The sequence below is a fragment of the Nocardiopsis trehalosi NBRC 14201 genome (genome assembly GCF_001552555.1).
GTDB lineage: Bacteria > Actinomycetota > Actinomycetes > Streptosporangiales > Streptosporangiaceae > Nocardiopsis_B > Nocardiopsis_B trehalosi.
This window is the reverse complement of sequence record NZ_BCRK01000217.1, coordinates 1-9080: the sequence shown is the minus strand read 5'-3', so window position 1 is coordinate 9080 and position 9080 is coordinate 1. Positions and strand designations below refer to the sequence as shown.

At 74.2% G+C, this 9080-nt stretch carries 8 protein-coding genes; 3 read left to right on the top strand and 5 right to left on the bottom strand.

The features are described 5' to 3' along the window. Window positions 1-143: 143 nt before the first annotated feature. On the bottom strand, window positions 144-956 hold the full coding sequence (locus tag NT8_RS25070) for a UTRA domain-containing protein (protein ID WP_067974605.1): 813 nt from the start codon (window positions 954-956) through the stop codon (window positions 144-146). A 205-nt stretch (window positions 957-1161) separates the two neighbouring features. On the opposite strand from NT8_RS25070, the gene NT8_RS30095 reads away from it, so the two are divergent. Next, window positions 1162-1905, top strand: a complete 744-nt coding sequence (locus NT8_RS30095) for an ATP-binding protein (RefSeq protein ID WP_369406313.1) — start codon at window positions 1162-1164, stop codon at window positions 1903-1905. A gap of 137 nt (window positions 1906-2042) precedes the next feature. Here the strand turns inward: NT8_RS30095 and NT8_RS25060 are convergent, their stop codons facing one another. Continuing rightward, window positions 2043-3875 carry a PepSY-associated TM helix domain-containing protein gene (locus tag NT8_RS25060; RefSeq protein WP_084469265.1) on the bottom strand — a complete coding sequence of 611 codons (1833 nt, stop codon included), beginning with the start codon at window positions 3873-3875 and terminating at the stop codon, window positions 2043-2045. 135 nt (window positions 3876-4010) lie between these two features. Continuing rightward, the gene (locus NT8_RS25055) at window positions 4011-4481 is read right to left on the bottom strand and encodes a hypothetical protein (protein WP_067974600.1); all 471 of its coding nucleotides are present in this window, start codon (window positions 4479-4481) and stop codon (window positions 4011-4013) included. A gap of 332 nt (window positions 4482-4813) precedes the next feature. Between NT8_RS25055 and NT8_RS25050 the strand changes: the two genes are divergently transcribed. Then, window positions 4814-5341 (top strand): DinB family protein, encoded by a 528-nt coding sequence (locus tag NT8_RS25050; protein WP_067974598.1) that lies wholly within the window; start codon window positions 4814-4816, stop codon window positions 5339-5341. A gap of 84 nt (window positions 5342-5425) precedes the next feature. Here NT8_RS25050 and NT8_RS25045 read toward each other — a convergent pair whose 3' ends face one another. Continuing rightward, entirely contained in the window at window positions 5426-6010 is a 585-nt protein-coding gene (locus NT8_RS25045) for a Uma2 family endonuclease (RefSeq protein ID WP_067974595.1), read from the bottom strand. 101 nt (window positions 6011-6111) lie between these two features. Between NT8_RS25045 and NT8_RS31090 the strand changes: the two genes are divergently transcribed. Next, on the top strand, window positions 6112-6303 hold the full coding sequence (locus NT8_RS31090; RefSeq protein WP_067974591.1) for a helix-turn-helix domain-containing protein: 192 nt from the start codon (window positions 6112-6114) through the stop codon (window positions 6301-6303). Window positions 6304-6389: 86 nt separating this feature from the next. On the opposite strand, the gene clpB is transcribed toward NT8_RS31090, so the two are convergent. Next, window positions 6390-8996, bottom strand: coding sequence for an ATP-dependent chaperone ClpB (gene clpB / locus NT8_RS25035; protein WP_067974588.1), 2607 nt, complete (start codon window positions 8994-8996; stop codon window positions 6390-6392). Window positions 8997-9080 lie beyond the last annotated feature (84 nt).

Below are 9080 nucleotides of genomic sequence, written 5' to 3'. Positions count from 1 at the left end.
CCCCGCCACTGGCACACCCGCCCCCACCACCCCCCGACCGACCACCCGTCCCCACCCCCGTGACCCAACCCCGATCGGCCCCCGCCCCAGCAGGGGGCCGATCGGCGTCTCCGGTCGGACCCGGTCCCCGCCCACCGCAGGAGTCAGAACTGGTCGCCGCCCACCGCCTGCCCGATGGGAAAGGTGTGCCGGCTCGCCGCGCAGATGGTCTCCAACGCGTGGACCGGAACGTCGTCGGTGCTCACGCTCACACGGAGGATCTGCACCACCCACTCGCCGGCGACGTCGAGCAGGTCGGACTCGTAGGGCGTCGGCGGGCGCGCGGTCAGCGTCTCGGTGGCGTGCCCGAACCGGTGGCCGAGGTCCTCGATCGCGGCCTGGAGCGTCGGCAGCACGAACCCCTCGCCGTCCAACCGGGTGCCCTCGGCGACGTCGCACCGGAAATAGCTGGTGGCGATGCGGACGGGGACCTCGTTCGCCCAGAACATCTTGCGCCGGGCGATGACGTCCTCGCCCGGTTCCACGCGCAGCCCGACCGCGACGTGCTCGCTGGCGGGCTCCCGGCCGACGAACAGCATCCGGCGTTCGGGCGTGAGGCCCTGCCGCTCCGCCTCGGTCAGGTAGAGCGACGCCGACCCGCGCACGGCGGGCGGGGTGGGCAGGGCGCGCTCGACCAGCACGCGCGGCCGGGGCGCGACGGGCCCGGCGGGCGCCCGGTGCCCGTCCGCCGCTCCCGCCTTCTTCATCTGGCTCACGCGGCCGGGCGTCACCCCCAGGCGGCGGGCGATCTCATCCTGCCGCATCCCGCCCTCCTGCGCCTCCACGATGGCGCCGCGCCGAATACGCGACAGCTCGACGCTCTGCCCCTGCAACCCGGCCATCGCCGCCGACGCGGCACGCGCGCGCTCCACGGGATCACTGACGTTGGCGATGTCATGCAGCGTCCTGGCGTCCACTTCGTCCCCTCGGTAGAACTTCGTCAACTCAAACTTTAGCCCCCCTATTGCACAATGCCCAAAAGGGAGCTACGGTCGTCACGGACGGTGATTTAGCCCCTATAAATTATTCGCTTTAGGGGGCATTGGTCGCGGGTATCGGTGTTCTCGGTCACGAGGCTCAGTCTGCCGCAGCCATGCCTGAACCGTCCGCCGACCGCACATCGTGAACTGGCGATCGGCCCGTGCTGAACCGATAGACGGGGGACGACATGACTCGGCTCGCCACTTACCTCCGCTCCCTACTACGTCCGCCGTGCGGGCGGCATCGACGACGGCGGGTCCATCAGCCCGCGTCTACTCACCCTCCGGCCATCCTCCGGACAACGGTGTGCCGTCCCCGCGCCATCGGCTGGCAGCCCGAAGGTCTTTCGGCCGTCTCCGTGTGGGAGGAGCGGGACCGCTCCCTCGATTCACTGCGCCGCGATCTCGCCCCATTGGTGCGTCGCTACCTCGAAATTCAGGGGAGCTAGGGCCGTTGAGCACCGCCACTTCTCCCTCGGTCGTACGCTCGGTTTTCGCTTCACACACTCTGTACGGCGTTCCCGCTGCCGCCCGCGCAGCCCGTCACATCATCCGCGCCGCACTCGGAAGCGGGCATAGCCGCATGGACGCCGCCGTCCTCGTCACGAGTGAACTGGTCTCCAACGCAGTGCTCCACACACTGTCAGGCGCCCACGGTGGGGAGGTCTGCCTGCGGGTCACCGTGAACACCGCCGCCGTGCGCATCGACGTCAGCGACGCCGGGACTCTCGAGCGGATGCCGCCGGGACCCGTCGAGCTTCCGCCATCGCTGGACCAGGAACACGGTCGCGGGCTTGCCCTCGTTGCTCATCTCTCCGACGCGTGGGGGACGGCTCTTCACACAAGCGGGAGGCGTACGACGTGGGCGTCGTGGGACAACCGCTGATACGAAGACGGCGAAAGCTCGAGGAGCAAACCTAGTCCGACGGCTTCCGCCAGCGGTTCCGTCCCGGCCGCGCCCGGAGTAGGGCTTGGCCGGGACGGATCAACAGCGTCCGGGGCCGGGCACCGTTCATGGGCCCGTCAGGGGACGGGGTTCGGGGCCGGGTCGGGGGTGTCCGGGGGTGCCGGGGTCCGGGCCGGGGTGCCGGGGCCGCGCCGCCGGTGGCGGGCGGCCAGCAGCAGGTCGACCGCCACGAACACCAGCAGCGAGATCCCGAGCAGCGGCATCAGGTAGCCGACGACCACCGCCGCGACGAGCAGCGCCGCGCGCGCGGGCAGCGGGATGGCCCGCCACGCCCCGCGCGGGTACGGGCGCCCGAACGCGAACGCGGAGGCCGTCGTCGGCCGCCGCTGCCACCACATCCGGTAGCCCCACAGCATCACGCCGATGAGCCCCGCCGCGACGGCGGTCAGCACCAGCTGGTTGGGCAGCCCGAACAGCAGCCCCATGTGGGCGTCGATGCCCCACCGGGTCAGCTTGGCCATCACCGGGTGGTCGGCGAACAGCACCTCGTCGGTGACCTCGCCGGTGGCGCCGTCCACGGCGACGACGTCCCGCTGGGTGGGCCACCGCGACTGCGTCTCGGTGACGGTGTGCGCGGTGCCCGCCTCGGCGGGGAACGTGATCTCCACGGGGCCGACCAGGCCGGTGCCGCGCGCCGCCTCCAGCACCCGGTCGGCCCCCGGGCCGCCGGTGGGGGCGCCGATGGGGACGCCGCCGTGCCCGCTGTGGTCGGCGCCGGCGCCGTGCTCGCCGTGGTCGGTCCCGCCCTCCTCGGGCGGGGCGCCGCCGTGCTCACTGTGGTCCACCGCGGCCTCGTCGGCGGGGGCGCCGCCGTGCTCACTGTGGTCCACGGCGCCGTCGTCGCGCCGGTGGTGGGACGTGCCGCCGCCGTCCCCGGAGTCCGCGCCGGCCGCCGCGGCGCCGCCCTCGGCGTCGATCTCGGTGGCCACGGTCGGCGTGGTCCAGGCGAGTTGCTCGCGGATCCAGGTGATGTTGGCCCCGGCGTACTGGGACCAGCTCAGCCCGGTGGCCGAGATCGCCAGCACGAACACGGCGACCCACAGGCCGACCGAGCCGTGCCAGGACATCGTCCGGCGCCGTCCGCGCACGCCGGTCTCGGGCAGCAGGAGGCGGCGCGCCCGGCGCCGCGACCGGCCCCGCGTCACCCACAGGACGACACCGCCCGCCGCGACGAGCCACACCCAGCTCGCCGCCAGCTCGCTGTAGATCCGGCCGACGTCACCGAGGTGCAGGTGGCGGTGGAACTCGGAGATCCACGACCGCACGGGCAGCGCGGCGCTGCTGCCGTAGCTGTCGAGGGCGCCCAGCACCTCGCCGGTGTAGGGGTCGACGAAGACGCCGAGGCGGTGGCTCTCGGCCAGGCCGGGCACGTCGAGCAGTACGCGCGTGCTCGCGCCGGGGTCCGCACCGGGGCGGACCGCGCTCAGCGTTCCCTCGGGGTGGGCGGCGGTGGCCGCGCCGATCTGCTCGTCCAGGGGCAGCGCGGCGTCACCGACCGGGACGCGCAGCACGTCGGCGTACACGGCCTGCTCGATCTGCGGCGTGTACACGTACAGCAGCCCGGTGACGGCGGCCACCAGGATGAACGGGGCGACGAGGACGCCCGCGTAGAAGTGCAGGCGGAGCAGGGCCGGCCGCAGCGCGCCCCAGGCGGATCGCGACGCGGGCGGCGGCGAGTCGGGCACCGGCGGGAGGGCCGCGCCGGCCGGGTCAGCGGGTGGCGCGGCCGACGGGGCGCCGGGCGCGGAGGCGGGGGCACCGGACGCGCCGGCGGGTGGTGGGGAATCCGGGGCCGCGGGGGCAGGGGGTGCGGCCGCCTCGGGGGTGGGGGCCTCGGCCGCGCCGGTGGGGGGTGCGGGCGGGCGGGGGCGGGGGTCGGACGTCGTCATGGGGCACTTCCTCGACTGCTCGGCGGCGCGCGGCAGGGCACGCCGGACGAGGGACACGGGGGATGGCCGCGCGCCGATGCGGGCACGCGGACGTCGGCCGCGGCGCACGGCGGCGCGGCGGCGGTGGATTCCGGGTCAGGAAGAGGCGGGCGGCCCGCGGCGCACCACGGAGTGGCGCAGGACGAGCCGGCCCGCGGGCCGGACGGCGGTGTCCGGTCGGCGGACGGGGTCGCTCGGCGTGACGGGCAGCGGGCGCGGCGCGGCGACGGTGAACACGCCGCGCAGCAGGGTCCGTACCTGGCGCGCGAGGGCGAAGGCCGCGGCCTCGCCCTGCCGGACCCACCACGCCGAGAGCAGTGCGGCCGCCAGGTGCGCGACCAGCATCGGCACGCCGGAGCCGCCGTCGTCGGAGAGGGCGGCGGGCATCGCCGGGTGGCCGAGCAGGTGCCCGGTACCGCCCGTTGCCGCGCCCGCGTCCGGGGAGGCGACGCCGTAGAGCAGGTGCAGGGCGAACTGCCCCCACACCATCCAGCCGCAGACGGCGGCCAGGCCGTGCTCCGCCCCGGCGGCGGCCCGGGCGATCGCGAACACCAGCAGGTAGCCCACTGCCAGAACGGTCAGCGGAACCTCATGCCCCGATGTCAGGACGTGCCCGCCGGCGGAGACCCCGACACACACCGCGGCGAAGACCGCGGCGCGCGGGGATCTGGACGGCGGCGCGTCGGACACCCCGCTATGGTCGCATCCGGGCGCCGGAACGGCTATCCGGTAGCGGGGTATCGACTTTCCGCGACCGCCGGAGAGCCGGGGCGGGTCCAGCGGCGCGAGGCCGTAACGCGCGGGGCCATGCCGACCTCGCCCCCCGCCGACGGCCACTTTCCGCGACCGCCGGGGAGCCGGGGCCGGGCCGGCGGCGCGGGGGCGTAACGTGCGGGGGCATGACGACCTCCCCCATCGGCGACGACGAGCCGCCGATCACCCTGTCCGCCCCGCGCGAGCTGCTGAACGCCTACCTCGACCACTACCGGGCCGTGGTGCTGCGCAAGCTCGACGGGATGGCGGAGGCGGACCTGCGGACCAGCCGGCTGCCCTCGGGGTGGACCCCGCTGGAGCTGGTGCGGCACCTCGCCTACGTGGAGCGCCGCTGGTTCCAGTGGGGGTTCGCCGCCGAACCCGTGCCGGAGCCGTGGGGCGACAGTGCCCCGGGCACCGAGCGCTGGCACGTCCCCGACGATGCCTCGGTGGGGTCCGTCCTCGACTTCTACCGAGCGCAGTGCGCCCGGTCGCGGGAGGTCGCTGCGGCGGCCGACCTGGGCGACCGGGCCCGCGTCGGCGGCCGGTTCGCCACCCCCGAGGACGCACCGACCCTGGGCTGGATCTGCTTCCACGTCCTCCAGGAGTACGCCCGCCACGCGGGCCACCTCGACGTCGCCCGCGAACTCGCCGACGGCGCCACGGGCGAGTAACCCCGGGGTGCACCGACCGCCGGAGGCGCCACGCGGCGGCGCGGCGCACGGCGGGGCAGTGGTCGGCCGCTCCGGCCGAGGCCGCTAGCCCCGCCGTGCGGGTACCAGGGCGTGCAGGTCCACGTCGATGCGGAAGGGGACGGACCGGGTCAGCCTCTCGCGGAAGATCCCGGCCGGTGCGTACGCCCGGGTCGGGCCGTCCAGCTCGTAGACGTGGACCACGGGAAGGGAGTCGGTGCCCTCCTCCACACACCAGTAGTGCGGGATGCCCGCCTCGGCGTATTCGCGGAGTCTGACCCCGCGGTCGCGTTCCGCCGACTCGGGCGAGACCACCTCGACCGCCAGGGCGACCTCCTGCGGGGCGAAGCAGGTCCGGTCGGGATCGTAGGCCGCCGTCGCCACCAGCACGTCGGGCTCAGGTCTGTTCCGCCGGTCGAGGCGGACGGTCATCTCCCGCTCCACCTCCATCCCCGTGGGCGCCTGGTCCTCCAGGGCGACGGTGAGCGCGGTGACGATGCGGCCGTGCCAGGACCGCTGCGGCGACCTCATGAAGACGAGGGCTCCGTCGATCAGTTCGGTATGCCGGGGCGCCTCCGGGAGGTGGTCGAGGTCATCGGCGTACCAACCCTCGACGCGGGGCGGATACATCCGCTCGGGAAGGGCTGACACGTTCTCAGGTTAACCAGAGCGGCCGCCGAACAACGGGCACTCGACCGGAAGCGGAGGTCGAGGCCGGGCGGGATGAGGCCCGGCGCGCCTATGAACTCGCCGTGGCGATCCGCACCAGGCGCCTGGAGCTGGGCCTGTCCCAGTCGCAACTGGCCCGCCGCGCGGGTATGAGCCAGCCGGTCATCTCCCGGTTGGAGGAGGGGGGCGGCGTCCCCACGCTGCGCGTCCTCGACCGCCTGGCCGCCGCCCTCGACGCCGACCTCGTCGTCGCCCTCACCCCGCACGCGGGGTAGGAGGTAGGACGGCCCGGACCCGCGGGAGGGGGAGCGCCCTTGGGCGCTCCCCCTCCTCTGTGCGGGCGGCGGGTGGTGGGCCGCTGTCAGGTGGTCGGGGCCGGGGTGGCGGGGGTGACGCTGAGGGCGTCCTTGGACTCGTCCAGGTCGACGCGGACGGTGTCGCCCTCCTGGAGGCCGCCCGACAGGAGGGCCTTGGCCAGCGGGTCGCCGATGGCGGCCTGCACCAGGCGGCGCAGCGGCCGGGCGCCGTACACCGGGTCGTAACCGGTCAGCGCCAGCCACTCGCGGGCCGCCGGGGTGACGTCGAGCGCGAACCGCCGGTCGGCCAGCCGCGCCGCCAGCTTCTCGACCTGCAGGTCCACGATGCGGGTGAGGTCGTCGGTCGACAGCGCGTCGAAGATGATCACGTCGTCCAGCCGGTTCAGGAACTCCGGCTTGAACGTGTTCCGCACGACGCCGAGGACCTTGTCGCGCCGGGCCGCGTCCTCCAGCGCGGGGTCGACCAGGAACTGCGACCCCAGGTTGGAGGTGAGGATCAGCAGCGTGTTGCGGAAGTCGACCACGCGCCCCTGGCCGTCGGTGAGGCGGCCGTCGTCCAGGACCTGCAGCAGGGTGTCGAAGACCTCGATGTGCGCCTTCTCGACCTCGTCCAGCAGCACCACCGTGTAGGGCCGGCGGCGCACCGCCTCGGTGAGCTGTCCGCCCTCCTCGTAGCCGACGTACCCGGGGGGCGCCCCCACCAGCCGCGACACCGAGTGCTTCTCGGAGTACTCGCTCATGTCGATGCGCACGATGGCGCGCTCGTCGTCGAACAGGAACTCCGCCAGCGCCTTGGCCAGCTCGGTCTTGCCCACGCCCGTGGGGCCGAGGAACAGGAACGAGCCCGTGGGCCGGTCCGGGTCGGAGATCCCGGCCCGCGCCCGGCGCACCGCGTCGGAGACCGCCGCAACGGCGTCCGACTGCCCGATGAGCCGCCGCCCCAGCTCGTCCTCCATGCGCAGCAGCTTGGCGGTCTCGCCCTCCATCAGCCGGCCGACCGGGATGCCGGTCCACGACGACACCACGTCGGCGACGTCGTCGGCGCCGACCTCGTCCTTGACCATGGTGGGCTCGTCGCGGCCCTCGGCGGCCTCCTCGGAGGACGCCTCCTCCAACTGCTTCTCCAGCTCGGGGATGGCGCCGTACATCAGCCGCGACGCCTCGGTGAAGTCGCCGTCGCGCTGCGCCCGCTCGGCCTGGGTGCGCAGGTCGTCGAGGCGCTCCTTCAGCTCGCCGACCCGGTTCAGCCCGGCCTTCTCCTGCTCCCACCGGGCCACCAGGCCGTTCAGCTCCTCCTGGCGGTCGGCGAGGTCGGAGCGCAGCCGCTCCAGGCGCTGCGCGGAGGCGGCGTCGGACTCCTTGTCGAGCGCCATCTCCTCCATCTTCAGCCGGTCGACGGTCCGCTGCAGCTCGTCGATCTCGACCGGGCGGGAGTCGATCTCCATGCGCAGCCGCGACGCGGCCTCGTCGATGAGGTCGATCGCCTTGTCCGGCAGGAACCGCGCGGTGATGTAGCGGTCCGACAGCGTGGCCGCCGCGACCAGGGCGGAGTCGGCGATCTGCACCTTGTGGTGCGCCTCGTAGCGCCCCTTGAGGCCGCGCAGGATCGCGATGGTGTCGGCCGCGGAGGGCTCGCCCACCAGCACCTGCTGGAACCGGCGCTCCAGCGCGGAGTCCTTCTCGATGCGCTCGCGGTACTCGTCGAGCGTGGTGGCGCCGACCAGGCGCAGCTCGCCGCGCGCCAGCATGGGCTTGAGCATGTTGCCGGCGTCCATGGCGCCCTCGGCGGCGCCGGCGCCGACCATGGTGTGCAGCTCGTCGATGAAGGTGATGATCTGGCCGGCGCTCTCCTTGATCTCGTTGAGCACCGCCTTGAGCCGCTCCTCGAACTCGCCCCGGTACTTGGCGCCCGCGACCATGGCCGACAGGTCGAGCGAGATCAGCCGCTTGTCGCGCAGCGACTCGGGGACGTCCCCGGCGATGATCCGCTGGGCCAGGCCCTCGACCACCGCGGTCTTGCCCACGCCGGGCTCGCCGATGAGGACCGGGTTGTTCTTGGTGCGCCGCGACAGCACCTGGATGACCCGGCGGATCTCGGAGTCCCGCCCGATCACCGGGTCGAGCGCGCCCGACCGGGCCTGCCCGGTGAGGTCGACGCCGTACTTCTCCAGCGCCTGGTAGGTCTCCTCGGGGTTCTCGGAGGTGACCCGGCCCGGCCCGCGGACGCGCTCGAACGCGTCGAGCAGCGCCTCGGGCGTGGCGCCCGCCTCGGTCAGCAGGCGGCTCGCCTCGCCGCCGTCGGCGGCCAGCCCCACCAGCAGGTGCTCGGTGGAGACGTACTCGTCCTCCATCCGCTCGGCGCGCTGCGCCGCCGTGTTGAGCGACACGATGAGCTGGCGGGCGCTCTGCGGCGCGCTCACCGTGCTGCCCGCCGCCTTGGGCAGGCCCTCGACCGCCTGCTCGACCTTCGCGGCCAGCGCGTCGGGCGCCGCGCCGACCTCCTTGAGCAGCGGGCGGATGACGCCCTCGCCCTGGCCGAGGAGCGCGGCCAGCAGGTGCAGCGGCTCGACCTGCGGGCTGCCGTCCGTGGTCGCGCGCCGGATGGCCGCCGAGACCGCCTCCTGGCTCTTGGTGGTGAGCTTGTAGTTCATGCGTCGCCGCCCCCTTCACGCGTACGTGGTCGTGCTGTCGTCGATGCCGCCCGCGCGGCCGGCGGCGGCCCGCCCCTCCGCGGG